The 24,224-nt window shown below is 72.8% G+C and carries 26 protein-coding genes; 13 read left to right on the top strand and 13 right to left on the bottom strand.

What is annotated here, in order from left to right:
* Positions 1-20: 20 nt before the first annotated feature.
* From BJ999_RS06880 to BJ999_RS06865, 4 genes are all read right to left on the bottom strand, one after another.
* Positions 21-542 carry a YceI family protein gene (locus tag BJ999_RS06880; RefSeq protein WP_179832500.1) on the bottom strand — a complete coding sequence of 174 codons (522 nt, stop codon included), beginning with the start codon at positions 540-542 and terminating at the stop codon, positions 21-23.
* Between the two features lie 22 nt (positions 543-564).
* The gene (locus BJ999_RS06875) at positions 565-1,443 is read right to left on the bottom strand and encodes a VanW family protein (RefSeq protein WP_179832499.1); all 879 of its coding nucleotides are present in this window, start codon (positions 1,441-1,443) and stop codon (positions 565-567) included.
* A 151-nt stretch (positions 1,444-1,594) separates the two neighbouring features.
* Positions 1,595-1,825: a DUF6158 family protein gene (locus BJ999_RS06870; protein ID WP_179832498.1), complete on the bottom strand. Its 231-nt coding sequence runs from the start codon at positions 1,823-1,825 to the stop codon at positions 1,595-1,597.
* A gap of 34 nt (positions 1,826-1,859) precedes the next feature.
* A complete protein-coding gene (locus BJ999_RS06865) occupies positions 1,860-3,482 on the bottom strand; it encodes a bifunctional phosphatase PAP2/diacylglycerol kinase family protein (RefSeq protein ID WP_229810718.1) in 1,623 nt (540 codons plus the stop codon).
* A 110-nt stretch (positions 3,483-3,592) separates the two neighbouring features.
* Here BJ999_RS06865 and BJ999_RS06860 point away from each other — a divergent pair, with 110 nt between their 5' ends.
* The 3 genes from BJ999_RS06860 (at position 3,593) to BJ999_RS06850 (ending at position 6,046) form a co-directional block, all read left to right on the top strand.
* On the top strand, positions 3,593-4,564 hold the full coding sequence (locus tag BJ999_RS06860; protein WP_179832497.1) for an ABC transporter permease: 972 nt from the start codon (positions 3,593-3,595) through the stop codon (positions 4,562-4,564).
* Positions 4,557-5,348: an ABC transporter ATP-binding protein gene (locus tag BJ999_RS06855; protein ID WP_179832496.1), complete on the top strand. Its 792-nt coding sequence runs from the start codon at positions 4,557-4,559 to the stop codon at positions 5,346-5,348. The genes BJ999_RS06860 and BJ999_RS06855 overlap by 8 nt, the downstream gene beginning before the upstream one ends.
* Positions 5,349-5,524: 176 nt before the next feature.
* On the top strand, positions 5,525-6,046 hold the full coding sequence (locus BJ999_RS06850; RefSeq protein ID WP_179838372.1) for a YbhB/YbcL family Raf kinase inhibitor-like protein: 522 nt from the start codon (positions 5,525-5,527) through the stop codon (positions 6,044-6,046).
* Between the two features lie 51 nt (positions 6,047-6,097).
* Here the strand turns inward: BJ999_RS06850 and BJ999_RS06845 are convergent, their stop codons facing one another.
* Complete coding sequence (locus BJ999_RS06845; protein WP_179832495.1) at positions 6,098-6,601, bottom strand: MarR family winged helix-turn-helix transcriptional regulator; 504 nt, start codon at positions 6,599-6,601, stop codon at positions 6,098-6,100.
* 82 nt (positions 6,602-6,683) lie between these two features.
* Here BJ999_RS06845 and BJ999_RS06840 point away from each other — a divergent pair, with 82 nt between their 5' ends.
* Positions 6,684-7,373 carry a DUF4386 domain-containing protein gene (locus BJ999_RS06840; RefSeq protein ID WP_179832494.1) on the top strand — a complete coding sequence of 230 codons (690 nt, stop codon included), beginning with the start codon at positions 6,684-6,686 and terminating at the stop codon, positions 7,371-7,373.
* A gap of 63 nt (positions 7,374-7,436) precedes the next feature.
* Here BJ999_RS06840 and BJ999_RS06835 read toward each other — a convergent pair whose 3' ends face one another.
* Positions 7,437-8,411, bottom strand: coding sequence for an ArsR/SmtB family transcription factor (locus BJ999_RS06835; RefSeq protein WP_179832493.1), 975 nt, complete (start codon positions 8,409-8,411; stop codon positions 7,437-7,439).
* 59 nt (positions 8,412-8,470) lie between these two features.
* Here BJ999_RS06835 and BJ999_RS06830 point away from each other — a divergent pair, with 59 nt between their 5' ends.
* A complete protein-coding gene (locus BJ999_RS06830) occupies positions 8,471-9,664 on the top strand; it encodes an MFS transporter (RefSeq protein WP_179832492.1) in 1,194 nt (397 codons plus the stop codon).
* A 49-nt stretch (positions 9,665-9,713) separates the two neighbouring features.
* Here BJ999_RS06830 and BJ999_RS06825 read toward each other — a convergent pair whose 3' ends face one another.
* Entirely contained in the window at positions 9,714-11,000 is a 1,287-nt protein-coding gene (locus tag BJ999_RS06825) for a KamA family radical SAM protein (protein ID WP_179838371.1), read from the bottom strand.
* 400 nt (positions 11,001-11,400) lie between these two features.
* On the opposite strand from BJ999_RS06825, the gene BJ999_RS06820 reads away from it, so the two are divergent.
* From BJ999_RS06820 to argS, 6 genes are all read left to right on the top strand, one after another.
* Positions 11,401-12,126, top strand: coding sequence for a DUF998 domain-containing protein (locus BJ999_RS06820; protein WP_229810717.1), 726 nt, complete (start codon positions 11,401-11,403; stop codon positions 12,124-12,126).
* A complete protein-coding gene (locus BJ999_RS06815) occupies positions 12,123-13,019 on the top strand; it encodes an alpha/beta fold hydrolase (protein ID WP_229810716.1) in 897 nt (298 codons plus the stop codon). Before BJ999_RS06820 ends, BJ999_RS06815 begins: the two co-directional genes overlap by 4 nt.
* Positions 13,016-13,387 carry a hypothetical protein gene (locus BJ999_RS06810; protein WP_179832491.1) on the top strand — a complete coding sequence of 124 codons (372 nt, stop codon included), beginning with the start codon at positions 13,016-13,018 and terminating at the stop codon, positions 13,385-13,387. Before BJ999_RS06815 ends, BJ999_RS06810 begins: the two co-directional genes overlap by 4 nt.
* Before the next feature lie 102 nt (positions 13,388-13,489).
* Positions 13,490-13,903 carry a hypothetical protein gene (locus BJ999_RS06805; protein ID WP_179838368.1) on the top strand — a complete coding sequence of 138 codons (414 nt, stop codon included), beginning with the start codon at positions 13,490-13,492 and terminating at the stop codon, positions 13,901-13,903.
* Positions 13,904-14,256: 353 nt separating this feature from the next.
* Positions 14,257-15,378 (top strand): phosphate acyltransferase PlsX, encoded by a 1,122-nt coding sequence (plsX, locus tag BJ999_RS06800; RefSeq protein WP_179838367.1) that lies wholly within the window; start codon positions 14,257-14,259, stop codon positions 15,376-15,378.
* Positions 15,379-15,430: 52 nt separating this feature from the next.
* Positions 15,431-17,176, top strand: a complete 1,746-nt coding sequence (argS, locus tag BJ999_RS06795) for an arginine--tRNA ligase (protein ID WP_179832490.1) — start codon at positions 15,431-15,433, stop codon at positions 17,174-17,176.
* 27 nt (positions 17,177-17,203) lie between these two features.
* Here the strand turns inward: argS and BJ999_RS06790 are convergent, their stop codons facing one another.
* Positions 17,204-18,166, bottom strand: a complete 963-nt coding sequence (locus BJ999_RS06790) for an LLM class flavin-dependent oxidoreductase (protein WP_229810715.1) — start codon at positions 18,164-18,166, stop codon at positions 17,204-17,206.
* On the bottom strand, positions 18,163-18,408 hold the full coding sequence (locus BJ999_RS06785) for a DUF2630 family protein (protein WP_179832489.1): 246 nt from the start codon (positions 18,406-18,408) through the stop codon (positions 18,163-18,165). Before BJ999_RS06785 ends, BJ999_RS06790 begins: the two co-directional genes overlap by 4 nt.
* Positions 18,409-18,410: 2 nt before the next feature.
* Between BJ999_RS06785 and BJ999_RS06780 the strand changes: the two genes are divergently transcribed.
* The gene (locus BJ999_RS06780; RefSeq protein ID WP_179832488.1) at positions 18,411-19,382 is read left to right on the top strand and encodes a hypothetical protein; all 972 of its coding nucleotides are present in this window, start codon (positions 18,411-18,413) and stop codon (positions 19,380-19,382) included.
* Positions 19,383-19,444: 62 nt separating this feature from the next.
* Here BJ999_RS06780 and BJ999_RS06775 read toward each other — a convergent pair whose 3' ends face one another.
* Genes BJ999_RS06775 through BJ999_RS06760 form a run of 4 tightly spaced genes read right to left on the bottom strand, consistent with a single transcriptional unit; the run spans position 19,445 to position 23,391 of the window.
* On the bottom strand, positions 19,445-20,299 hold the full coding sequence (locus BJ999_RS06775) for an aldehyde dehydrogenase family protein (RefSeq protein WP_179832487.1): 855 nt from the start codon (positions 20,297-20,299) through the stop codon (positions 19,445-19,447).
* Positions 20,292-21,725 (bottom strand): aldehyde dehydrogenase family protein, encoded by a 1,434-nt coding sequence (locus BJ999_RS06770; protein WP_218934972.1) that lies wholly within the window; start codon positions 21,723-21,725, stop codon positions 20,292-20,294. Before BJ999_RS06770 ends, BJ999_RS06775 begins: the two co-directional genes overlap by 8 nt.
* 5 nt (positions 21,726-21,730) lie before the next feature.
* Positions 21,731-22,660, bottom strand: coding sequence for a deoxyribose-phosphate aldolase (deoC, locus tag BJ999_RS06765; protein ID WP_179832486.1), 930 nt, complete (start codon positions 22,658-22,660; stop codon positions 21,731-21,733).
* 44 nt (positions 22,661-22,704) lie between these two features.
* Positions 22,705-23,391, bottom strand: a complete 687-nt coding sequence (locus BJ999_RS06760) for an SRPBCC family protein (RefSeq protein ID WP_218934971.1) — start codon at positions 23,389-23,391, stop codon at positions 22,705-22,707.
* A 134-nt stretch (positions 23,392-23,525) separates the two neighbouring features.
* Between BJ999_RS06760 and BJ999_RS06755 the strand changes: the two genes are divergently transcribed.
* The gene (locus BJ999_RS06755; RefSeq protein WP_179832485.1) at positions 23,526-24,173 is read left to right on the top strand and encodes a TetR/AcrR family transcriptional regulator; all 648 of its coding nucleotides are present in this window, start codon (positions 23,526-23,528) and stop codon (positions 24,171-24,173) included.
* Positions 24,174-24,224 lie beyond the last annotated feature (51 nt).

Genomic DNA, 24,224 nt, shown 5'->3' with positions numbered 1-24,224 from the left:
CCGGCGCCGCCGGGCGGGGCCTACTCGGGCAGGCGGACGTCGAACTCGACCTCGATCTCGTCGGCGAGCCGGAGCGCGCCGAAGAACGCCGAGTAGGGCTTGATGCCCCAGCGGCTCTGCTCGACGGTGACGCCGCCGCGCACCCGCTCGCCGTCCCGGGCCGCCGCGAGCCGCACCGGCTTGACCCGGCCCATGATCGTCAGGTCGCCCTCGACGGCGTCCTCGCCGATCGCGGTGGAGACGAACCGGATCTGGGGATACCGCCGGACGTCCAGGACCTTCCGCAGGTTCTTCACGATCTCCGCGCGGTCCTGGTCGGTGAGCGGCTTCACACCGCCGGCGCCCTCCCGCACCTCCAGCCCGTCCACCTCGACGGTCACCTCGACCGACGAGGCCTCCAGGGGCTCGCGCGCCTCGACCGCCGCCGACCAGCGCGCGGCCTCGATGGTCAGGTCGTGCCCCGCGCGCCGGCCGAGGCCGCTGCGCCCCGTCCGGACGAGCAGCCGCCCGTCTTCCGGCCCGAGCTCGAACGTTCCCTCCATGCATCCCACCCTGCCACGCGGATCAGAGGCACTCCACCTCGGGCTGCGGGCGGTACTCGGTGTGGAACCTCTCACGCCGAACCTCGCGCCCATCGGCGAGCAGCATCCGCCACACGTCGACCTCGAAGCCCTCCCGGCCCGCCATGGGGATGCACTCGCCGCCGCGGCCGACGCCCGACTCGAACGGCCTGAAGCCGTACCGGTCGGACGTCTGCGACCGCACCTCGTACCTGCGCCGGCCCCACAGGTTCACCGTCAGCGACGTCGCCGAGTAGGTCACCTGGATCCGCACCGACTCGCCGGTGTCGTTCCTCCAGGCGAAGTCGAGCTGCGGATAGAACACCGCGGCCTCGCGCCCTTCCGGGTACTCCGGCATCCACAGGGTGTGGGCGCGTGCCTTCCGGATGTCCAGCCCGGCCAGGAACACCGCGTTGTACAGCGTCGTGGACACCTGGCAGATGCCGCCGCCCACGTCGTCCGCCAGCCGCGAGCCCATGATCGCGGGCGCGGGCACGTACCCGCGGCTCCGGGTGCGGGGCCCGACGGCGTCGTTGAACGAGAACGTCGCGCCGGGCTCGACGACCTGACCGTCCAGGGCCCGCGCGCCGAGCTCGATGTTGTGGACGCGGGGCTCCCCCGCCGCGAACCGCGTGGTGAACGTGCTCATCAGGCGCTCGGGCGGCAGCGCGCCGGGCCCGCCCCGCCTGGCCGCGTCGCGGTGCGGCACGGTGAGCGCCGCCGACACCCCGGAGAGCCGCGGGCCCTCCAGGTAGGCGCCCAGCAGCAGCCCCGTCGACGCGGCGGTGCCCGCCGCGATGGGCCACCAATGCCGGACGCCGTGCCGTAGCCGCTTGCGGCGCCCCCGTCCCTCCCGACGGCGCCCAGGCCCGATCCGCCCCACCGACCACACCCCCCGACGATCCCAACGGGATCTTTCACGGACCCTGCCGCTCACCCGCGGCGGGCGCCCGCGCCTTTACCCGAACAGAACGAACGTCCGAACAACACGGGCCCCTCCGGGACGGCAGGCGTGGGGAGCGCGCCGGGCGCCGTCAGCGGGCGCGGGCCCCGTCGCGCATCCGCTCGGGGTCGATCTCCCGGCCGGGACGCCGGCGCAGGTACTCGGCCTCGAACTCGTTCATGCGCCGCGTGTGCTCGCCGTAGGCCTGGTCGGCGGCGTGCCGCAGCGCGTCCAGCCTCGTCTCGTACAGGTGGCCGAGCTCACGGAGCAGGTCGTCGTCGCTGAGGTCGCCGGGCGCGACTCCCAGGTCACGGCTCGTCATCGTGTGATCTCCTCCTTCATGGACTTCCCGTGCCCTACCCGGTCACCGGGGCGTGAATCGTGAACACTCGGAGTGCACGGGGGTGCTTGCCGAAGCGCACCGCGGGCGGCAGCGACGCCAGCTCTCCGTCGCGCGCCAGCCGCAGATCACCGGTCGGTGAGACGACCTCCATGCCGGTCGTCCGCCACGAGCGGTACCCGGGCGTGACGCGCAGGTGGCCCGCGACGATCGCGGCGACCGCGCGGACGCGGGGCGCGCGGCTCCCGGTCGTGACCATGCGGACGTCGAGCTGCCCGTCGTCGAGGCGCTCGCGCCAGGTGGGCGCGGCGCCCCACGAACCGAAGACGCCGTTGCCGACGAACGCCAGCCAGACCCGCCGGCGCCTGCCGTCCACCATCAGCTCGACGGGCTCGGAGTGCCGCAGCGTGCGGACGGCGGCGACCGCGAGCGCGGGCCACTTCCCGATCCGCCTCTCCAGCCGAACGCGCCGGTCGACCACCTCGGTGTAGACGCCGATGCTCGCGGTGTTGAGGAACACCTGCTCCGCCCCGTCCCCCGCCTCGGCGGACAACGGGGTCACGTAGGAGACGTCGGCGCGGCCGACGCGGCCCTCCCGGTAGGCCCTGATCGCCTGCGCCGCGGTCTCCACGCCGACCGCGCGGGAGAAGTGGTCGAACGTCCCGCCGGGGACGACCAGCAGCGGGACGTCGCGGCCCAGCGCGGCCCGCGCGGCCGCGCCCACGGTGCCGTCGCCGCCGACCACGGCCAGCACGTCGGCCCGCTCGGCGGCCTCGGCGCACGCCTTGTCGACGTCCCCGCCCGGCTCCAGCCGGACGATCTCCGCCGCGGGCAGCTCGGCCTCGATCAGCGCGAGCGCGATCTCCGAACGTCGCGGGAGGATCCCGGCCTCCGGATCGGCCGAGGGGCCCGAGGCCAGGTTGACGACGGCCACCACGCCCCGCCCGTCCTGGGCGACTCGCACGTTCCCGTCCCCGGCCGGGGCCACGCGCGCCACCGGAGGCCGGGAGGGCCACACCAACCGCGTCCCGATCCCGGCGAGCGCGCCGATCCCGAGCCCCGCCATGACGTCGCCCGGATAGTGGGCGCCGGTGTAGACGCGGGAGAAGGCCACCGCCGCCGCCGTCGCCGCGACCGGGACGCCCACCGCCGCCGGCGCCTCCAGCGCGACGCCGGTCGCGAACGCCGCGGCCGAGGCCGAGTGCCCGGAGGGGAAGGCGTGCGACGTCGGCAGCTTCCACCGGATCCGGATCGGGGGGACGAGGTCGACGACGGGCCGCCTGCGGCGGAAGGCCTGCTTTCCGACGATGTTCACCGCGGGGCTCGCCACGGCGATCGCGATGGCCCCGCGCAGCGCCGCGCGCCGCAGCCGGGGCCGTCCCGCGATCCCCATCGCGCCGGCCGCCGAGAACCACAGCACCCCGTGGTCGGCGAACCGCGACAGCCGCGGCAGGACGTACTCCAGCCCGCGCAGCCGCGCCGACGCCACCTGATCGAACGCCCACCGGTCCATCCGGCCGAGCCTGCGCAGGAGGGGGACGCTCTGCGGCCAGGCCCGGTGCTCCTGGGCCTGCCGCGACCGGCGCCGGGTGACGGATCGTGACGGCGCACAGGTGCGCCGTGAATGGTTGACGCGCATGTCCCGGGTATCCCCAGGGAGGCCGACATGATTCCGTAAAGATCTCAAATCGGGGGTCACATGCGGGCGAACGTCACTGTGGACTCAGCGACTGCAATAGGCTTCGCGACATGAGTCACCCGGAACGGCTCGGAACCCCGGGTGGCGAGTCGGTCGGGACGATCGCGGAGCATCCTCACGTGAACGGGACCCTGGCCGACTACGCCGCACGATACGGGCTGAGGCAGAGCGCTGCGCGCCCCCCGCTGCGCAAGTACATCCAAGATGTGTGGGATCGCCGGAACTTCATCTGGGCGTTCGCATCCGCCAAGAACATCTCGATGTACACCGACTCGCGACTGGGTCAGGTGTGGCAGCTGCTGACCCCGCTGCTGAACGCCGGCGTCTACTTCCTGATCTTTGGTCTGCTGCTGGACACCAAGCGCGGAGTGCCCGACTTCATTCCCTTCCTGGTGACCGGCGTCTTCCTGTTCGGGTTCACCCAGCGGTCGGTCACGTCGGGGTCCAAGTCCGTCGGCGACAACCTTTCGCTGATCAGAGCCCTGCACTTCCCGCGCGCCACCCTTCCCCTGGCGATCGCGATCGTGGAACTGCAGCAGCTGCTGCTCGCCCTGGTCGTCCTGTTCGTGATCGTGTTCGCGTTCGGCGAGCCGATCAGCTTCCAGATGCTGCTGTTCGTCCCGGTGATGGCGCTCCAGCTCATGTTCAACGTGGGCATCAGCATGGTCATGGCGCGGCTCGGGGCGTTCAACCGCGACATCACCCAGCTGCTGCCGTTCGTCATGCGGACCTGGCTCTACATGTCCGGCGTGATCTTCAGCCTGCCGTCGCTGATGAAGCCGGGCACCCGGCTGGCCGAGTACCCGTGGCTGGGCGAGCTGCTGCAGCTGAACCCGGCGTACGTGTACGTCGAGCTCAGCCGGCACGTCCTGCTCGGCGAGTACCGGAACTACGTCGGAGGTCTCGCGCACGCCACCTCGACGGGGCAGCTGTGGCTCTACGCCGTCGTGTGGGCCGCGGTGATGCTGGTGGGCGGGTTCCTGTACTTCTACCGTGCCGAGGAGCGCTACGGCCGTGGCTGACACGAAGGTCCGCGGGACCGCCGCCATCGACCCGACCCGGGAGCCGATCGTCGTCGTCGACGACCTGCACATCGTCTACCGGGTGTACGGAGCGGGCGGCAAGGGCAACGCCGCGAGCGCGTTCTCGCGCGTCCTGCGCCGCAAGCACCGCCCGTCCATGACCGAGGTCCACGCGATCAAGGGGCTGTCGTTCGTCGCGTACCGGGGCGAGGCCGTCGGCATCATCGGCACCAACGGCTCCGGCAAGTCGACGCTGCTGAAGGCGATCGCGGGGCTGCTGCCCCCGCACCGCGGCGGCGTCTACACCGACGGGCAGCCGTCCCTGCTGGGCGTGAACGCGGCCCTGATGAAGGACCTCACCGGCGAGCGCAACATCGTCCTCGGCTGCCTCGCGATGGGCATGACCCCGACGGAGACCCGCTCCAAGTACAAGGAGATCGTCGACTTCGCCGGGCTGAAGGAGGGCTTCATCCAGTACCCCATGCGGACGTACTCCTCCGGCATGGGCGCCCGCCTCCGGTTCGCGATCGCCGCGGCCAAGACCCACGACGTCCTGCTGATCGACGAGGCGCTCGCCACCGGCGACGCCAAGTTCCGGGTCAAGAGCAAGCGCCGCATCGAGGAGCTGCGCAACGACGCCGGCGCGGTGTTCCTCGTCGCGCACCAGCTCGACACGGTCAAGGACATGTGCGACCGCGTCATCTGGATCGACGAGGGCCGCATGCACATGGACGGCGACCCCGAAGAGGTCATCGCGGCCTACATCGAGGCGACCGGCAAGTAGCGCGCACCGGCAAGGGTGGCGCTGCGGCTGGGCGACACCCTCTGGTCGATGATCGGCGTGCCTGTTCACCCCGTTCCTCGACCGCTTCGTCGACGGGTTCACGATGGCGGCCGTCGAAACGTGACGCCCCCTGGTAGAGATGGGGTGTCACGATGATCCTGATGGAGGAGGTCGCCATGCCCGGCAAGCCCCCGCTTCCGCACGAGTACCTGCCCGAGGTCCCCTCGTTCACGGTCGCCAGCGACGACGTCGCCGAGGGCGAGCGGCTCGCGGACCGGCACGTGTTCGACGACTGGGGTTTCAGCGGCGGCAACGAGTCCCCGCACCTGCGCTGGTCCGGGTTCCCGGACGCCACGAAGAGCTTCGCGGTGACCTGCTACGACCCGGACGCGCCGACCGGCAGCGGCTTCTGGCACTGGTCGCTGTTCGACATCCCCGCGAGCGTCACGGAGCTGCCCACGGGCGCCGGGACCGAGGACGCCAAGGTCGGCGTGCACGCCCGCAACGACTACGGGGTCAGGGCGTTCGGCGGCGCCGCCCCGCCGCCCGGCGACCCGCACCGCTACGTCTTCACCGTCCACGCGCTGGACGTGGAGTCGCTCGGCCTCGGCCCGGACACCTCCCCGGCCGTCGTGGGCTTCAACATCACCGCCCACACCCTGGCGCGCGCCACGATCGTCGCCGAGTTCGGCGTCTGACGCCGCCCGCACTCCGAGGCCGTCCCGGGTTCCGGGACGGCCTCGCGCGTCTCACCCTGGCCTGCGCCCCGGCCTGAGGTGCCGGAAGCCGGGGTGGATCCCCCTGCCGAGCCCCTGCTGCTCGGCGACGCGCTCCAGCAGCGCCTTCACCTCCTGGCGCTCGTCCTCCGACAGCGCCCGGCACATCTCCCTCTCGTGCGCCGCGCCCGCCTCCGCGAGCCTGGCGAGCAGGACGAAGCCCTCGTCGGTCAGGTACAGCGCGTAGAGGCGCCGGTCTTCGGGGTTGCGGCGGCGCTCGATGAGCCCCCGCTCCTCCAGCTCGTCCGCGAACGGGACGAAGCGGCTCGGCGGCATGCCGAGCTCGTCGGCGAGTTCCCGCTGGCTGCGGCCGGGGGCGCCGGCCAGCATGCGGAGCAGCCCGGCCTGCGGCGGGGTCAGGTCCAGCTCCGCGATCCGGTCGGCGAACCGGCCGGCCGCGTGCGCGCCCAGTTGGGCCAGCAGGAACGCCACCCCGACCTGGACCGGGGGACGACCCTCCTCATCGTTCATACCCATGTGGACATGATAGCCACTTGACAATCGTTCTGCTTTGTAATCATTATCGAATGTATAGCGATGAACCCAGCGAGGAGAGCTCATGACCACCGCATCCGTTCCGGAGCGTTCCGCGCCGTCCCGCCACCGCCCGCAGTCCGGGCCGCCGCTGCTCGCGCCCGTCCTGTCCTTCGCCGCGCTGACCGTCGGATACGTGATCGCCAACCGCGCCACGCCGCATCCGGACGCGACGGGCGCCGAAGTGCTGCGGTACGCCCAGGAGCACGGCACCGCGATCAAGGCGGGCTCGTGGCTGCTGCTGGCCTCGGCGATCCCGCTGGCGCTGCTGGCCGCCGTCCTGTACCGCAGGCTGCGCGCGCTCGGCATCACCGCGCCGGGCTCGGCCATCACCTTGGCGGGCGGGCTGCTGGCCTCGGTCGCGCTGACGCTGAGCGCGATGGCCGCCTGGACGGGCGGGCGGCTGCCGGACGACGCGAGCCCCGCGCTCGCCCGCGCGCTCGCCGACCTGTCGTTCCTGGCCGGCGGCCCCTTCTACGGCGCGGGCTTCGCGATGCTCGTGGCCGGGGTCTCGGTGACCGGCCTCCTCGCCGGGCTGCTGCCGCGCCCGCTGACCTGGATCGGGCTGGCCCTGGCCGCCGCCGGGATGCTGTCCACGCTGGCCCTGCTCGCCGACGGGTTCGCGCCGCTGCTGCCGGTCATCAGGTTCGGCGGGCTCCTGTGGCTGGTGGCCGCGGCCGTCCTGCTGCCCCGCACCCGCCGCAGGCGCGCGTGAGCGTCCGCGCCGAGGCCGTCCCGAGGCCCTGTCCGGGGCGGCCTCAGTCGGTTCCGACGAGCGTCAGCCGGTTCCGATGAGGACGTCCCCCACGGCCGTCCGGCGGTAGAGGACGGAGCGGCCGCTGCGCTCGCGCGTGACGAGCCCGGACTCCCGCAGCACCGCGAGGTGGTCGCCGATCCCGCCGACGCTCATCCGGAGGCGGGCGCTCAGCCAGCTGGTCGTGGCGGGCTCGGCGAGCAGGCGCAGCAGCTCGGCCCGTGTGCGGCCCACCAGCCTGGCCAGAGCGTCCTCGCCGTGCGGCTCCCGGCTCTCCCAGAGCGCCGCCACTCCCCTGGCCCGGTACATCAGCGTGTACGGCCAGTCCTGTTCGAGTGCCGCGCCGAGTTCGGCGAAGACGACGGGCACGAACGTCAGCCCGGCGCCGCCGAGGCGGTAGGTGGCGTCGCCGTGGATGTCCGCCTCGATGACGCCGTCGCGCCAGCGCACCTTGCGGGACAGCCCGTCCAGCGCCGCCGCCCAGCCGTAGGCGGCCAGACGTCCCGCACGGTGGACGATGTCGCGTTCCAGGATCGAGCGCAGCACCGGCCAGTCCGGCTCCAGGAGGGCGCGCCAGGCCGTCTCCAGGCCCGCGGCGAGCCGCTCGACGACGTCGGGGGCCTCCAGCACCTCCCGGACGGCGGCGTCCGGCTCCGGCAGCCCCGCGAGGTTGCGGGCGAGCTCGCGGCGCGCCTGGCCGAGCGGTGTCGCCCGCACGGTCACCAGCTGATCGGCGACCGTGAGGTTCGGGCGGGCGGGCGGCGGGACGACGAAGTCGGCCATGTACCCGTGCGGGCGGCGCAGGAAGGCCAGCGCGCGCAGGGCCGGGTCCCCGGCCACCCGCCGGTACGCCGGGCGGACCCGCTCCGCCCAGGGTCCGAGCGGCCCGACCGGCATCCGGCCCGCGAGCACGCCGAGCGCGCTGTGCACCTCGATCAGGGGGGCGACCCCGAACCGGCTGGCCGCGAGGTCTCCGGGTCCCACCATGATGCGGTACATGTTTCGCTCCTCCCCGAAACATTGTCCAGGACGGGACCGGCGGCCGCACAGTCGCCGTCATGACCGCTCCTTCGACGACCTCCGCGCGGTACCGCGACGTCTTCGGCGTCCCCGAGTTCCGGACGCTGTTCTCCCTGCAGACGCTCCAGGTGGCCGGCGACTCGGTCCGCACGATCGCGCTGTCGGTCCAGACGTTCGAACGCACGGGCTCACCCGTCGCGGCGGCGCTCGTCTTCGCCGCCGGGATGCTCCCGTACGTGGTCGGCGGCGCCCTGCTGCTCTCGCTCGCCGACCGCCTCCCGGCGCGGCGGCTGCTCACCGGCTACCACCTGCTGCGGCTGGCGGTCACGGCCGTCCTCGCGGTGGGCGGGCTCCCGCTGCCGCTGATCATGGCACTGCTGGTCGCGGTGGGGCTGTTCGCCCCGGTCGGCAGCGCGAGCGTCCAGGCCCGGCTGCCCGTCCTGCTCCCCGGGGACGGCTACGTGCTCGGACGGTCGCTGTTCACGATGACCAGCGCGGGCGCCCAGATCGCCGGCCAGGCCGCGGGCGGGCTGCTGCTGTCGGTGCTCACCCCGGCCGGGGCGCTCTGGCTCGCCGCCGCCGGCGCGGCGCTGGCCGCGGGCCTCGCCCGCTTCCGCCTCCCGGACGCGCCGGCGGCGGCCCGGCCCGCGTCCACGGGGGCGGCGCGGGCGACGTGGCGGACCAACCGGCTCCTGCTCGGCCGCCGCACGACGCGCGGGCTGCTCCTGGCCGGGTGGCTGCCGATCTCCCTGTCGGTGGGGGCGGAGGGGGTCGCGGTCCCGTACGCGGGGGAACTGGGGCGCCCTGACGCGGCCGGCCTGCTGCTGTCGGCCGCCGCGGCCGGGATGTTCGCGGGCAATCTGGTGGCGGCGCGCTGGATCCGCCCGGACCTGCGGGAGCGCCTCGCGCTGCCGCTGGCCGCGCTGACCGGCGCGCCGCTCCTGCTGTTCGCCTTCGGGCCGGGCCTGCCGGCGGCGTGCGCGCTGATGGCGGCGGGGACGTTCGGGCTGGGCTACGAGCTGGTCGTCCAGCGGCGGCTCGTGGACGCGGTGCCCGAGGAGATCCGCGGGCAGGCGGTCGGCCTGTACGGCAGCGGCCTCATGACCGGCCAGGCGGTCGGCATCGGCACGGCGGGCGCCCTCGGCGAGGCGATGGCGCCCGGTCACGTCATGGTGCTGTGCGGCGCCGCGACGCTGATCGCGTGCCTCTTCCTCCGCCGGCCCCTTCGCTGAAGGGTGTGGCGTGCTCGCCCAGGAGCGGGCGAACACGCCACGGGCGGCCCTACACCTGCCAGGGGAAGCGTTCGGCGAACGCGGGCTTGAGGTCGTCCAGCCAGACGGCCTCAGGGTCGTACTGCGCGAAGAAGGGCTTGCCGACGAGATCGGCGTCGCGGCACTGGATGAAGTGCAGCGCGAAGGCCTTCTGGCCCGCGATCTCCACGACCCCGTCCACGCAGACCTTGCCGGGCGTGGCCGACATGGACGGGCCGCGGACGGTCCGGGACAGCCCTGAGACGTTCTTGTAGGCGTCGCGGAAGATGTCGTACGCCCGTGCCAGGGGGACGGCGAAGTAGTCCTGCGGCCCCGTGTCGCGCTCGACGAACATGTAGTAGGGGACGAGACCCATCCGGGTCTGCGTGCGCCACATGGTCTCCCAGACGGCGGGCTCGTCGTTGATCATCCGGATCAGCGGCGCCTGGGTGCGGATGATCGCGCCGGTGTCGCGGATGCGGCGGCACGCCTCGGCGACCATCAGGGGTTCGAGCTCGCGCGGGTGGGTGAAGTGCGCCATGAACGCCAGGTTCTTGCCCGAGGCGACGACCTGCTCGAACAGCCGGAGCATGTCGTCGGCGTCGGGGTCGGTGACGAACTTCTGCGGCCAGTACGCCAGCGACTTGGTCCCGATCCGGATGGATTCGAGCTGGTCGAGGTCGAGCAGCGGCTCGATGTAGCGGCGCAGCACCGGCTCGCCCATGATCATGGCGTCGCCACCGGTGAACAGGACGCTCGTCACCTCGGGGTGCGCGAGGAGGTACTGGCGCAGCGCGGCGGGCTCGTCGCCGGCCATCTTCAGGTCGGCCTCGCCGACGAACTGCGCCCAGCGGAAGCAGTAGGTGCAGTAGGCGTGGCAGGTCTGGCCCTGTTTGGGGAAGTACAGCACCGTCTCGTCGTACTTGTGCTGCATCCCGGGGATCTTGCCGTCCCCGAAGCTCGGGATGTTGAGCTCCATCTGGCCCGCCGGATGCGGGTTCAGCTTCATCCGCACCCGGTGGGCGGCGGCCTCGACCTCGGCCTTGGGCGCCTCGCGGCTCAGCAGGTCCGACAGGTGCGCGACGTCCTCCGCGGGGAGCATGTCCTCCTGTGGGAAGACCAGCCGGTAGATCGGATCGTCGGGAGCGGCCGACCAGTCGATGAGCTCTTCGATGACGTAGGCGTTCGTCCGGAACGGCAGTACCGTCGCCACCGCCCGGGTCGCGAGCCGCTGCGCGGGTGTCAGCCCCGCGCGAGCGGTGAGCTCGTCGAGGTGCTTCGCCGTGAAGGCGCGGAACTTGCGACCGGTCGATCGCATTGCGGGAGCCGCGTCGTTCACCAGTGTCACGTGTTGGTACTCCTTGCTGTCAGCGGGGAGGCGCACCCGGGCGCGCCGTCACGTACCGTGATCAGAACTGCTCGGGCCACCCTATTCAACCGTTTGGGGTGGCTTCATGACTAATTGATACCCCCTGTCCGTCACTGACAAAGCCAAGGTCAGGACGATCCCGACAAATGGCCTGGTCATCATCGTTGAAGCCCCATGTCTTGTCCAACGACTACGGGACGTCAACTTCTCCCTCAGCCCGCGTTAAGCCTCCAGCCAGCGGATACTCCGTTAGGGCCGACCCAGGTCACGTACCTGGGTCCGGTTCGGAAATACTGGGGGCGGGTAGGACCGATCGGCGCACGGGAGCGTGCGGGCGTGAGGGGGCCGGGTGGACTCTGACCAGCGGGGCGGGCCGGGTGTCGTCCCCATGCGCCTGATCGTCCTCGCGGGGCTGGCCTCGGTCACCTACGCGAGCTTCGTGCTGGAGAACGCCCTCAGCCCCAAACTGGACTTCTTCAACGGCTACGTGAGCGAGCTGTCGGCCTCCGACCAGCCGTACCACTTCGTCTACAGCGCCGGCGACCTCATCACCGGAGTGCTGTCGATCCTGGTGGCGGCCGGGACGCTCCGCAAGCTCACCCGCAAGCCCCTCGCCACCGCCGGATGGGTGTTCCTCGGGCTGTTCGGCGTGTGCGCCATCGGCGACGCGTCCTTCCCCCTGGACTGCGCACCGAGCCTGGAGACCTGGTGCGCCCTCCGGGAACGCTCCGAGAACGTGTCGTTCTCCCACGAGTTCCACTCGGTGACCAGCAGCGCCGTGATCGTCTGCGGGGTGGCCGCGCTGCTGCTGCTGTCCCTGGCCGCCCGCCGGTACGGCTGGTGGCCCGCCCTGGCCCGCTGGGGCTGGCTGCTGGCGCTCGCCGAGTCGGCGGCCGCGCTCGGGACGCTGGTGGCGATGTACATGGGGCAGTGGCTCGGGGTCGTCCAGCGCGTCCAGATCGGCATCCTGTGCCTGGGGCTGCTGACCATCGCGTGGGCGCTGTACTCCGACCGGCGGGACGCGGCGCGCGAGGCACGGAACGCGTCGGCCGCGCGGGAGGAGGCGTGCCGGTGAGCAGCACGGACGGCGGGACGCACAGCGGCCCCGGCGAGATCGTGAACGTGGGCGGCGAGCAGGTGCACGTCGTCGAGTCGGGCCCGGCGGACGGGCAGCCGCTGCTGCTCAGCTCCGGGCTGGGCGGCGCCTGGTTCGACTGGGAGCCGTCCGTCGCGCTGCTCCGGGAGGGGCACCGGGTGATCGTCTACGACCGTCCGGGCCTCGGGCTCAGCCCCGCGGCCGCCGCACCGCCCTCGCTGCGCCGCGACACCGCCGTCATGGGGGCGCTGGCGGAGCGGGCCGGCCGGCCGGTGACCGTCCTCGCACACTCGATGGCCGCGTTCGCCGCCGAGGCGCTGGCCAGGACGCGCCACCGGCTCGTGCGGGGCATGGTGCTGCTCGATCCGAGCTACGAGGGCGACGCGTGGGTGCCCGTGCGGCTGGCCGCCGCGCTGGCCCCGCTCGCCGCGGCGGCGGGCGTGGTGCTCGGCGCGACCCGGCTGGCGCGGGCCGCCGGGCCGTTCGGCCGCCGGATGGTCCTCAAGCGCACCAGCCTCCGGGACGAGGCCGTCCCGGAGGAGGTCGTGCGGTCGGTGTACGGGCGCGGGACGGTGCTCGGCGCCGTCCTCGCGGAGGAGCTGGCCTACCGGGAGATGGCCGCCGACCTCGCGGCGCTGCGCGAGCGGCGCCCCTTCCCGCCCGTCCCGCTGGCCGTCGTGACCGCGCTGGGCGACGTGGACGGCGACGACCGCAAGCGCGCCTGGGCCGAGGCGCACGAGCGGCTCGCCGGCATGACCCCGCACGGCAGGCGGATCGAGCTCCCGGACGCCCTTCACATGGTCCCGCTCGACCGTCCCGACGCGGTGGCCGACGCGGTCGCCGGCCTCGGCCGGATGGAGGGGGCCGCGTGAGTCGCCTTCCCGCCGTCGTGCTCGCCGTCCTGCTGGCCGTGACGATGTCCGGCTGCAAGGTCATGCAGAGGATCTCCGACGGGGCCTACCGCAACGCCGTCACCGACGGGGTCGTGGACGAGCTGGACGCGCGGGGCATCGAGCTGCGCGAACGCCCCGACTGCGAGTCGCCGGGGCGTGAGACCGACTCGGTGGTGCGCGTCGACTGCACGGCCCGGACCACGACCGGGGAACGGGTCACCGTGGCGGGGATCGCCCGCGACGCCGACACCGAGCGCCCACGCGAGTCCTACGTGGTCACCGTCGGCGGGCGCGAGGTGCTCCGCAAGGACTGCCTCGGCCTCGGCTGCGAGCACCCGAACGTCTGACCGGGCAACGAATCCGCATACGGAACGGAAAAACCCAACACGCAGTGCATACACCCCCGTACCGTCGGTGACGTAGCGAGTGTGAAGATTCCCAGCGTGAAGATGCCGCGCCTCAAGATCGGCCGCAAGCCGGCCCTGATCCTGGGGTCCGCCGCACTCCTCGTGATCGCCGCGGTGGGCGGCGGCGCGTTCCTTCTGCTGTCGGGCGGCGAGGAGTTGCACTACAAGACCCAGGCCGCGCTGCGCAAGGCGCTTCCCGTGACCGCCGCCGCCGAGCTGCACCAGCACGGCGTGCGGCTGGGGGCGCCGCTGCGGTGCGCGGACCTGCCCGGCTGGACGAAGAAGAAGATGCGGGTGTCCTGCACCGGCATGACCTCGGACGAGAAGCCGGTCGAGGTCATCGGCAGCGGTGAGCAGGAGACGCGCAGGAACTACTACACGATCCTCGTGGACGGCCGGCCGGTCGTGGAGAACGCGTCGTGCCTGGGCGCCGACTGCCGGAAGCAGGAGGGCTAGTCCCGGCGGCGTGAGGATCGCCACTCCGGGCGTGGGGCGCCAAGGCAGGTGAAAGGACGCCATACGATGCGATGAGCTGCGTTCTTGCGGCCCACCGTCTTTCCTTTCGTCCTCCTGGAGCGGCCATGACCGGCACAGGCGAGCCGTCGCGGCCCGTGACGCCTCGCCCGGCGGAGCCCGGCCCGCCGGTGCCCGGCCCCACGGCGCCCCGCACCGCACCGCCTCGCCCGGACCCGCCTCGCACGAGCCCGGCGCCGCCGCGGGCCGCTCCGCCGCCGCCGAGGAACACCGAACCGCGCCCGGCGCCGCGCCGCCCGGCGACGGTGCGCCCGCTGCCGATCGCGGTCGACACGATGGGCGGCGACCACGCCCCCGAGGAGATCATCGCGGGGGCGGTGGCCGCGGTCCGCGAGCACGGCGTCCGGCTGGTGCTGGTCGGGCGGGCGGCGCGGATCCGGCGGGAGCTGGACCTGCACGGCGTCCTCGGGACGATCCCGATCGTGCACGCCGACGAGGCCCTGGACATGGGCGAGGGCGCGCTCGCGAGCTGGCGCAAGCCCCGCTCCTCCATCGCGATCGCCTGCCATCTGATCAAGCAGGGGCGGGCGTCGGCGCTGGTGTCGGCGGGCAGCACCGCCGGGGTGGTGGCGACGTCGCGGCTGCGGCTCAAGGGCCAGCAGGGCGTGATGCGGCCGGCGATCGCGGTGGCGCTGCCGACCCGGCCGCGCCCCACGATCCTGCTGGACGCGGGCGCCACCGCGGACGTCAAGCCGGAGGGGCTCGTCCAGTTCGCCGCGCTCGGCACCGCGTACGCGCAGATCCTGCTCGGGGTGGACCGCCCGTCCGTGGGCCTGCTCAACATCGGCACCGAGCCGGGCAAGGGCAACAAGCTCACCAAGCGGGCGCACGAACTGCTCGCGACCGGCAGCCACGGCATCGAGTTCGCCGGGAACGTCGAGGGCCACGACCTGCTGGGCGGGCGCGTCGACGTCATCGTCGCCGACGGGTTCACCGGGAACATCGCGCTCAAGACCGTGGAGGGCACGGTCGCCACGGCGTTCACGGAGATCCGCGACGCGATGACCTCCACCCCCGCCGCGCGGATGGGCGCGCTGCTGCAGCGGCGCCGCCTCCAGGACCTGCGCGACCGCCTCGACCCCGACACCTACGGCGGCGGCGTCCTGCTCGGCCTGAACGGGACGGTCGTGATCGCGCACGGCGCCTCCCGCGCCCGCGCCATCACCTCGGCCTGCGACCTGGCGCACCGGCTGGCCGCCGGACGGATCGTCGAGCGGATCCGCGAGCAGGTCGCCGCGACCCGCACGTCCCGGTTCGGGCGCTGGACGCACGGCGAGCGCGACGGCGACAGGCCCGCCGAGAGACCGGCCGACCGGCCCGGCGAGAAGGTCCCGGAGGTCCCCTCCCCCGCCGGCGACACCGTCCCCGACCGCAAAGAGCCGCCCGCCGCGCCCTAGCCTCGCGCAAAACCGATTCCGGGCCTTGGCGCGTCGCCGATAACCTTGGAGCATGCCCGATCCGCAACTCGTAGTCGCCGCCCGGGTCCAGGCCGCGCTGAGCGCCGCATTCGGACCGTCGTACGCGGACACCGACCCGGTCATCCGGCCGTCGCAGTTCGCCGACCTTCAGGCCAACGTGGCGCTGCCGCTGGCCAAGAAGCTGGGCCGCAGGCCGCGAGAGGTGGCCGAGGAGATCACGGCGAACCTCGACACCGCGGGCGTCGTGTCGGAGGTGCAGGTCAGCGGACCCGGGTTCATCAACCTGACGCTCAGCGACGGGTGGATCGCCGGTGAGGCGCAGCGGGCCCTGGAGGACGAGCGGCTCGCCGTCCCCCTCGCGGACAAGCCGCAGAAGGTCGTCGTCGAGTACTCCTCCCCGAACGTGGCGAAGGAGATGCACGTCGGGCACCTGCGGACCACGATCGTCGGCGACGCGATCGCGCGGATCCTGGCGTTCCTCGGGCACGAGGTCGTCCGGGACAACCACGTCGGCGACTGGGGCACCCCGTTCGGCATGCTGATCGAGCACCTGCTCGACCTCGGGGAGGACGCCGCCGCGCGGGACGACTCGTCCGTCAGCGACCTGACCGCCTTCTACCAGGCCGCGCGGCAGAAGTTCGAGGGCGACGAGGCGTTCGCCGACCGGTCCCGGCAGAGGGTCGTCGCGCTCCAGGCCGGCGACGCCGAGACGCTGCGGCTCTGGAACGTCCTCGTCGAGGTGTCGAAGCGGTACTTCAACTCCGTCTACGGGCGGCTCGGCGTCACCCTCACCGACGACGACATCAAGGGCGAGAGCTACTACAACGACCTGCTGGCCCCGACCGCGCGGGAGCTGGAGGACAAGGGCATCGCGGTGATCAGCGACGGGGCGCTGTGCGCGTTCCCGCCCGGGTTCACCGGCCGCGAGGGCGAGCCCCTCCCCGTGATCATCCGCAAGAGCGACGGCGGCTACAACTACTCCACCACCGACCTCGCCACGATCCGGTACCGGGTCGACACCGAGCACGTCGACCGGATGATCTACGTGGTCGGGGCGCCGCAGTCGCTGCACTTCCAGATGGTGTTCGCCGTCGCGCGGATGGCGGGCTGGCTGAACGACGAGGTGAAGGCCGAGCACGCGCAGATCGGCAACGTCCTCGGCACCGACGGCAAGATCCTGCGGACGCGGGCCGGCGGCACCGTCAAGCTGTCGGAGCTGCTGGACGAGGCGGTCGAGCGCGCCGGCGCCGTGTTCGACGAGATCCAGCACGACGAGCCGTTCGACGACGCGACCCGGGCCGCGATCGTCCAGGCGGTCGGCATGGGCGCGGTGAAGTACGCCGACCTGTCGGTGGCGCGCGACAGCGAGTACACCTTCGACTTCGACCGGATGATCTCGTTCAACGGCAAGACGGGCCCGTACCTGCAGTACGCGACCGCGCGGATCCGGTCGATCTTCCGGAAGGGCGGCGTGGCCCCCGAGGACGCGACCGGCCCGATCACGCTCACCCACCCGGCCGAGCGCGCGCTGGCGCTGGAGCTGCTCGGGTTCGGCGCCGTGCTGAAGCAGGCCGGCGAGACCGCCGAGCCGCACCGGCTGGCGAGCTACGTCTACTCGGTCGCCGACGCCTACACGACGTTCTACGAGAACTGCCCCGTGCTGAAGGCTCCCGACGAGGAGACGAAGGCGTCGCGGCTGGCGCTGTGCGCGGCGACGCTGCGCACGCTTGTCACCGGCCTCGGCCTCCTCGGCGTCCCCACCCCCGAGCGCATGTGAGGCGGGCGCCGGCAACGGCGCCGCACGTCACGGCACGCTCGTACCGTGGGGCGAGGGCTGACCGGCCCGGGACGGGGCCTCCGGCCGTGGCCCGCCCTGCGCGGGCCCGGCCCGTTCACGGGTGACCTGTTCCCGGACGGCCGGGACGATCTCCATGGCGAACACCTGGAGCTGCTCGGGATTGCCGCCGTACAGGAACGAGTCGACGCCGTGCCCGACGGCCAGCTCGGTCAGCTCGTAGATCCACTGGCGCGGCGGGCCGTGCAGGAAGCCCCGCGACTCCCGCCCGTCGACGTCCCCTTCGAGGACGTAGACGCGGCGGATCTCGCCGGGCCCCCGACCGGCCCTCAGCGCGGCGTCGTCGAGGCGGCGCTGCCCGTCCGCGAGCCGCTTCGGCGGGACGAGCGACGACGGCGCGATCCAGCCGTCGGCGACCCTCCCGGCGAGGTCGAGGCCGCGCGGACCGGTGACGCCCAGCCAGATGCCGATCTGGTGCGCGGGCGCCGGGCCCGCCTGCGACGCCGCGAACCGGTAGTGCTCGCCCGCGAACCGGAGCCCGTTCTGGTCGCTCCAGTGCAGCCGGATGAGCTGCACCGCCTCCTCCAGGGCACGGCGCGACGCCGCGCCGGCCAGGCGCGGCCCGCCGTAGACCTCGACGCCGCCCGGCTCCATCCCCGTGCCGAGACCGAGTTCGGCACGGCCGCCGCTGAGCCGGTCCATCGTCGCGATCGCCTTGGCGAGCGCGGCGGGCGGGCGCAGCGGCAGGCACGCCACGGCGGGCAGCACCCGGATCCGGGACGTGCCGGCCAGCACGGCCGCCATCAGCGCGAGCGCGTCGGCGGTGTCGCGCCGGTACGGCTGGTCACGGATCCCGAGCAGGTCGAGCCCGCACCGGTCCGCCTCCTGGGCGATGCGGACCAGCGGCGCGGAAGCGTCCGGGGCGAGGGACAGGCCGAACCGCAGCGGGCGCCTCGGTCGAGGCGGGGTCACTGCAGGTAGCCTTCGACCTCGTCCGGCGGCCGGACCTCGGCGCCGCCGGGGTCCTCGCCGGCCTCCAGCCTGGCCCGGCGGCGGCGCAGCAGGTCCCAGCACTGGTCGAGCGCGACCTCCAGCCGTTCCAGCCGCCGGTGCTCCTCCTCGCGGTCGAGCTCGTCGCGCTGGTACCGCTCGCGGAGCCGGCGCTCCTCCCCCACGAACGCGTCGATACGGGCCAGGATGTCCTTCTCGTCCATCGGTGGCTCAGCGCTCGCGGCCGGCATCGGTGAGCCCGCTCAGGAACCCGCCGTCCGTCCGGGTCGAGTGCTGGAGCGAGTTGGTCTTCGGCTCCACCACGGACGGCGGCGGCGCGGGCCGCGCGGGCGTCTTGCGGGCCGACGACGCGGACTTGGCGGCCCCCGATCCGGCCGCCCCCTTCGCCCCGCCCGACCTTGTGCCCGCGCTCGTCCGCGACGACGTCGTCTTGCGGGCGGCGCTGGTCCTGGACTTGGGCGCGGCCGTCTTCCGTGCCGTGCCCGCCGTCTTCGCCGTTCCCGACGCCCTGGACGTGCCCGAGGTCTTCGCCGCGCTCGCCGTCCGCGACGTGGCCGCCCTGGACGTGGACTTGCGCGCCGTGGACGTCTTCGCGGCACCCGCCCGGCCCGACGCCGTCGTCCTGGAGCGGCTCGACGCCGCCGTGGTGGACTTCCGGGCCGTGGTCCGGCTCGTGCCGCTCCGGCTCGCCGCCGTGGTCTTCCTCGCCGTCGTGGCGCGGGTCCCCGTCGACTTGGCGGTGGTGATGACCTTCGCCGCCGCGTCCATCGCCTTGGCGGCGTCGGACATGGCCTTGGTCGCGCTGGTCATCGCCTTGGTCATCGCCGTCATGGCCTTGGCCGACGAGGACGCCTTGGTCGCCACCGACTTCATCTGCGTCGCGGCGGTCTTGGCCTGGCTCGCGGCCTTGGTGACGCGGGTCGCGGCCGTCGACGACGACACCGAGCGGCTGGACGCCGCCGGCTTCCGCGCCGTACTGCTCCTGGTCGCGGTCGTGCGGCTGGTCGTGCGGCTGGTCGTGGACCGCGACGGCGCCTTCGCCGCCGAGGTCCGTTTGGCCGCCGGTTTCTTGGCGGCGGTGGACTTGGTCGCTGATGTGCTCTTCGTACGGGCGGCCGACCCTCGGCTCGCCGTACGCGATGCGGTTCTGGTAGGCACTGATCTCCCCCCACTGTGATCAGTTACGGGGAGATCTATTCCACACTTCGTGACCCTCTACACACGCAGCGTCATATCAGCTCAGACGCCCACCGGATGCCAGACGGTCTTCGTCTCCAGGAACGCGGTCATGCGTGCGGTTCCCGGTTCGCCGGCCCAGTCGTCGCCCGTGGGGCGCAGAACGCGCTTGAGGTTCCCGGCCGCCTTGTCCTCCAGCTCCCGTACGTGCTCGGGGAGCGCGCCGGCGAGGTCGAGGGCGTTGACGTCCATGTGGGCGGCCAGCCAGGGTGCGATCTCGGTGCGGTGGCCGGTGAGGAGGTTGACGACACCGCCTGGCAGGTCGGAGGTCGCCAGGACTTCGGCGAGGGTGATGGAGGGCAGTGGTGCGGGTTCGGATGCGATGACCACGGTGGTGTTGCCGGAGACGATGACGGGGGCCAGGACCGAGACCAGGCCGAGCAGCGGCGAGTCGGGTGCGACGACGGCGACGACGCCGGTGGGTTCGGGGGTGGAGAAGTTGAAGAACGGTCCGGAGACGGGGTTGGCGGCCCCGGTGACGGCGGCGAGTTTGTCGGCCCAGCCCGCGTACCAGACCCAGCGGTCGACGGCGGCGTCCACCTCGGTCCCGGCGGCGCCCTTGGACGCGCCGGCCTGGCGCAGTTCGTCGATGAACTGGTCGCGGCGTCCTTCCAGCATCTCGGCGATGCGGTACAGGATCTGGGCGCGGTTGTAGGCGGTGCGTCCGGACCAGCCGGGGAAGGCCTTGCGGGCGGCGACCACGGCGTCGCGGGCGTCCTTGCGGGACGCGTGGGAGGCGTTGGCCAGGAAGCGTCCCTTGGAGTCGGTCACGGGGTAGGACCTGCCGGATTCGGACCGGGGGAACGCGCCCCCGATGTAGAGCTTGTAGGTCTTGCGCACGGAGAGACGGTCAGGCATTGAGGTAGGCCTCCAGTCCGTGGCGTCCGCCCTCGCGGCCGAACCCTGATTCCTTGTAGCCGCCGAACGGTGAGGCCGGGTCGAACTTGTTGAAGGTGTTGGCCCACACCACCCCGGCCCGCAGCCGCTGCGCCGTCCACAGGATCTGGGACCCCTTCTCGGTCCAGATACCCGCCGACAGCCCGTACGGGGTGTTGTTGGCCTTGGTCACCGCCTCCTCGGGGGTGCGGAACGTCAGCACCGACAGCACCGGCCCGAAGATCTCCTCGCGGGCGATCCGGTGCGACTGCGCCACCCCGGTGAACAGCGTGGGCGCGAACCAGAACCCCTGGGAGGGCAGCTCGCAGGGCGGCGACCACCGCTCGGCGCCCTCGGCCTGGCCGGCGTCGGTCAGCTCCCGGATCCGCGCCAGCTGCGCGGCGGAGTTGATCGCCCCGATGTCGGTGTTCTTGTCCAGGGGGTCACCGACCCGCAGTGTCGCCATCCGCGCCTTGAGCCGCTCCAGGACCTCTTCGGCGACCGACTCCTGGACCAGCAGCCGCGACCCGGCGCAGCACACGTGGCCCTGGTTGAAGAAGATCCCGTTGACGATGCCCTCGACGGCCTGGTCCAGGGCGGCGTCTTGGTAGACGATGTTGGCGGCCTTGCCGCCCAGCTCCAGCGTCAGTTTCTTGCGGGTGCCGGCGAGGGTGCGGGCGATCTGCCGGCCGACGTCGGTGGAGCCGGTGAAGGCGACCTTGTCGACACCGGGATGCGATACCAGGGCTGCGCCGGTCTCGCCGGCGCCGGTGACGATGTTGACCACCCCGGGCGGCAGTTCGGCCTGACGGCAGATGTCGGCGAACAGCAGCGCCGTCAGCGGCGTCGTCTCCGCGGGCTTGAGCACCACGGTGTTGCCGCACGCCAGCGCGGGGGCGATCTTCCAGGCCAGCATGAGCAGCGGGAAGTTCCAGGGGATGACCTGCCCCGCCACCCCGACGGGCTTCGGGGCGGGCCCCAACCCGGCGTGGCGCAGCTTGTCGGCCCACCCGGCGTAGTAGAAGAACCACGCCGCCACCAGCGGCACGTCCACATCCCGCGACTCGCGGATCGGTTTGCCGTTGTCGATCGACTCCAGCACCGCCAGCTCCCGCGACCGCTCCTGCACGATCCGCGCGATCCGGTACAGGTACTTGGCCCGCTCGGCCCCGGGCATCGGGCCCCACACCTTGTCATAGGCGGCCCGCGCTGCCCGCACCGCCCGATCCACATCCGACTCGTCCGCGCAGGCGACCTCGGCCAGCACACCCTCATCCGCCGGGTTGATCGTCTTGAACGGCTCACCATGCCCGCCGGTGAACTCACCGTTGATGAACAGCCCGTAAGAGGCGCGGATGTCCACCACGGAACGTGACTCAGGCGCCGGCGCATAATCGAACACAGTCATGCCCCTCAGTCCAGGGTGAAGTAGTCGGGACCGGAGTACACCCCGGTGGCGAGCTTGCGGCGCTGCATCAGCAGGTCGTTCAGCACCGACGACGCGCCGAGGCGGAACCAGTCGGGGGTCAGCCAGTCGGGGCCGGCGGTCTCGTTCACCAGCACCAGGTACTTGATCGCGTCCTTGGTGGTGCGGATCCCGCCCGCGGGCTTGACCCCGACCTGCCGCCCCGCGGCGGCCCGGTAGTCGCGGACGGCCTCCAGCATGACCAGCGTCACCGGCAGCGTCGCCGCGGGCGACACCTTGCCGGTCGAGGTCTTGATGAAGTCGGCCCCGGCCCGCATCGCCAGCCAGGAGGCGCGCCGCACGTTGTCGTAGGTGGCCAGCTCGCCGGTCTCCAGGATCACCTTCAGGTGCGCGGGCCCGCACGCGTCCTTGACCGCGGTGATCTCCTCGTGCACCTTGGCGTAGTCGCCGGACAGGAATGCGCCCCGGTCGATCACCATGTCGATCTCGGACGCGCCCGCCGCCACCGCCGCCCGCGTATCGGCCAGCTTGACCTCCATCGGCGCCCGCCCAGACGGAAAAGCCGTCGCCACACTCGCCACACCGACCCCCGTCCCGGACAGGGCACGCACCGCGACCTCCACCATGTCCGGATACACGCACACGGCGGCGACCTTGGGGACCGAGGCGTCCGACGGGTCGGGGTGGGCGGCCTTGGCGCACAGGGCCCGCACCTTCCCGGCCGTGTCCGCACCCTCCAGCGTGGTCAGGTCCACCATCGAGATCGCCAGGTCGATGGCCTCGGCCTTCGCCGACGCCTTGACCGACCGGCCGGCCAACCGCGCCGCCCGCTCCTCCACACCCACCCGATCCACCCCGGGAAGGCCATGCAGGAAGGCACGCAGCTCGGCGGCGCCGTTCAGAGTCTCCGTTGACACTCCCCCAGCATCGCCGAACTACGTCCCAGGCACAAAACGGACGTTCAGCGCACGGTTCGGCGGCCGGCGCGGGCCTCGGCGGCGGCCTTCAGATCGGCCAGCCAGGCTTCGAGCCCCTGGCCGAGGATCTCGGTGGCCCGGGGCACGTCCGCTTCGACCTGGTCGCCGGTCCAGGTCTCCTCGGTGTGCACGCGGACGCCTCCCCTGACCCTGGTGAAGGTCCACAGGTGCACGCCCTCGTCGATGCGGACCCCGTCGCCGATCGCGGGGCCGCTCCAGAGGATGCAGGCGTCGTGCCGCAGCTGCCGGACGGTGGAGGTGATGGTCAGCGTCGTGGCGGGCGTCGTCGGGGTCGGGGGCGCCGGGGTGGTCCACCGGAACCGCGACCCCTTGCGGAGAGGCCCCGGGTCGAGGCGCTTCATGGACAGGACGGGCTCCTGCCAGTCCGGCCAGCGCTCCACGTCCGCCTGGAGCGTGAAGACGCTGCTCAGCGGCGCCTTGATCAGGATGTCGCTCCGGTAGCGGATGAGCGCGGCGGGGTCGACGCCCTCCCCGCGGCACTGCGGCCCGCCGCCGTGATGGACGGGAGCGGAGTGGACGGGCGCGGCCTGGGCGGCCGGGACGGTGCCCGCGAGCGCACCGGCGGCGGCGAGCGAGAGCGTGACCGCCGTCGCGCGCATCCGCCCGCCGGGACGCAGGCGCCGACCGGACGGGACCGAGAGGCGATTCATGGCGTTCCTTTCGATAGAAGCTCCTGCTTTCGTTAGAAGTTATAACCAGCGGTCCAGGTGACGTCAACGGGTTCAGTGATACCTTCTAACTAATTCTTGGTGGTGTAACTTCGACGGCGGAGAGGGGGCCCGTCATGGGCGAGCCGGACACCGGGAGCCCGCGCGAGCGCTACCGGGCGCAGGTGCGTGCGGAGATCAAGGAACGCGCGTGGGAGCAGATCGCCGCGGCGGGCGCGTCCGCGCTCTCCCTCAACGCGATCGCCAAGCGGATGGGCATGAGCGGGCCCGCGCTCTACCGCTACTACGCCGGGCGCGACGAGCTGATCACCGAGCTCGTCCGGGACGCGTACCGGAGCCTCGCCGGCGCCCTCCGCTCCGCGTCCGAGACGGGCGCCGACCTGGCGGGCCTCGCGCAGACGGTGCGCGGGTGGGCCCTGGAGGACCCGCACCGGTACTTCCTCATCTACGGCACCCCCGTGCCCGGCTACCAGGCGCCGGACGACACCACCGCCGTCTCCGACGAGATCATGGCGATCCTGCTCGATGCCTGCGCGGCGTCATCCCGGGAGGAACCCGCCACGCCGTTCGGTACGCATCTGGAGGGCCACCGCGACTGGGCGGGCGACCATCCGGCCCCGCCCGCGGCCCTGCACCGGGCCCTGACCTTCTGGACCCGCTGCCACGGCGTCCTGTCCCTGGAGCTCGCGGGCCATTTCGCCGGAATGGGCTTCGACCCGGCGGAGCTCTTCGCGGCCGAGGTGGACGGCCTGCCGGCCCGCTGACCGGGCGGCCCGGAGGAAGGCGCCCACGTCCGGGACCTGGACGGGGTTTCC

Source organism: Actinomadura citrea (assembly GCF_013409045.1).
In the GTDB taxonomy this organism is placed as follows: domain Bacteria; phylum Actinomycetota; class Actinomycetes; order Streptosporangiales; family Streptosporangiaceae; genus Spirillospora; species Spirillospora citrea.
The sequence above is the reverse complement of the archived record's forward strand: the minus strand, read 5'-3'. Positions and strand labels throughout refer to the sequence as shown.